At 58.5% G+C, this 1377-nt stretch carries 1 protein-coding gene and 1 pseudogene; both read left to right on the top strand.

The annotated features are described in order from the left end of the window. A pseudogene (locus EN869_RS34870) lies at positions 1–180 on the top strand (hypothetical protein); the annotation flags it as partial. Continuing rightward, the gene (locus tag EN869_RS33635) at positions 167–1339 is read left to right on the top strand and encodes a Xaa-Pro peptidase family protein (RefSeq protein WP_126097340.1); all 1173 of its coding nucleotides are present in this window, start codon (positions 167–169) and stop codon (positions 1337–1339) included. The pseudogene EN869_RS34870 and the gene EN869_RS33635, both read left to right, overlap by 14 nt. The last annotated feature ends 38 nt before the right edge of the window (positions 1340–1377 follow it).

The raw sequence follows: 1377 nt of genomic DNA, 5'->3' as shown, positions 1-1377 counted from the left end.
ACCACCTTACCGATAAAGATGTGGTCGGGAATTCGGGAAGAGATCACGCCTACAATCGCTGCCGTTTCAAGTCTGCTGATCGCGTTGACAGTCGTTATGTATGCCGGCGTAGAGGTGGTCCGCCAGACGGGTGAACGGCGAAACAAATACAATGAGCTAGTCAACGATGAAGGAGCTTAAGACGGTGAGTGAGCCTGCGAATAACGGCATGGATTTCCCGGCGGAGGAGTATCGGGAGCGCCTACGGCGTACGCAAGAAGAGATGGCTAAGTATGATCTTCCCGTCTTACTGCTGCACCAACCAGAAAACATCAATTATCTAAGTGGCCTCGATCAAATTGGCTATTTCTCCTATCACGCTTTAGCAGTACCCAGCCGCGGCGACCCGGTGCTGATCGTGCGCGACATGGAAGTCCCCACGGCGCACAGCACCTCATGGGTCAAAAACCATGTGGTCTATGCAGATGCCGCTGATCCGCTCCCCGTTTGGCTCGACACGGCGCGAAGAGCCCTTGAAGGTCTTGGGTTGGCAGGCGGGCGCATCGGTCTGGATGAGCACTCATGGTTCTTGACGGTGGAGCGCTGGAAGATGCTGCAGGCGCTGCTGCCGAAGGCAACTCTGGTTGGAGAGCCCCGTATTGTCGACCACCTGCGCCTGATCAAATCGCCGCGGGAACTAGAACATCTGCGCGGCGCTGCGCGGCTAGTTGAAGTGGGTCTGCGGGCCGGCATCGAGGCTATCGCGCCTGGAGTCGCGGAGCGAGAACTCGCCGAGGCTGTGTCTAGCGCATTGGTGAAGGCGGGGGCAGCGTCGCTCGGCGGTATCATCACCTCCGGCGATCGAACAAGTCTCATACATGGAGGACTTTCGGACCGGCGCCTGGAACGTGGCGATCCTGTCTACTTTGAGCAAAACGGGGTCCACAAGAATTACTGGGCACGCTTGATGCGCACCGCTGTTGTCGGTCCGGCGAGCGCTGCGCAACAGCGTATCGCCGACACGATCATCCGCATCCAAGACGAGGCGATCGCATTGATGCGGCCGGGCACACCGGCCAGCGTGGTCGACCGAGCTTGCCGCGAGCCGCTTCTGGCATCTGGACTGCGCGAAACCTATACGAATCGTGCCGGCTATTCGCTTGGTCTTAATCATCGCCCGTCGGCCGGCGAATTTATCCGCGAATTCGTGCCTGGCGTCGAATGGGTCTTAGAGCCGGGAATGGTGTTTCATATGCTGATGATGGCAGCGGGGATGGGCTTCAGCGAGACGGTGCTGGTGACGGAAAAAGGCCCGGAACGCCTGACCACCATGGAGCGCAAGCTCTTCTCGCGTATATAAGCACTCCATTCAAGATGGCAAAGCACATGCGACCAGTC

This window comes from Mesorhizobium sp. M2D.F.Ca.ET.226.01.1.1, assembly GCF_004022705.2.
Classification (GTDB): domain Bacteria; phylum Pseudomonadota; class Alphaproteobacteria; order Rhizobiales; family Rhizobiaceae; genus Mesorhizobium.
Note: the sequence above shows the minus strand (reverse complement) of the source record. Positions and strands in the feature narration are given on the sequence as shown.

Excerpts from the sequence above, each read along its gene's own strand:
- EN869_RS33635 (WP_126097340.1), top strand. The coding sequence starts at position 167 with ATGAAGGAGCTTAAGACGGTGAGTGAGCCTGCGAATAACGGCATGGAT.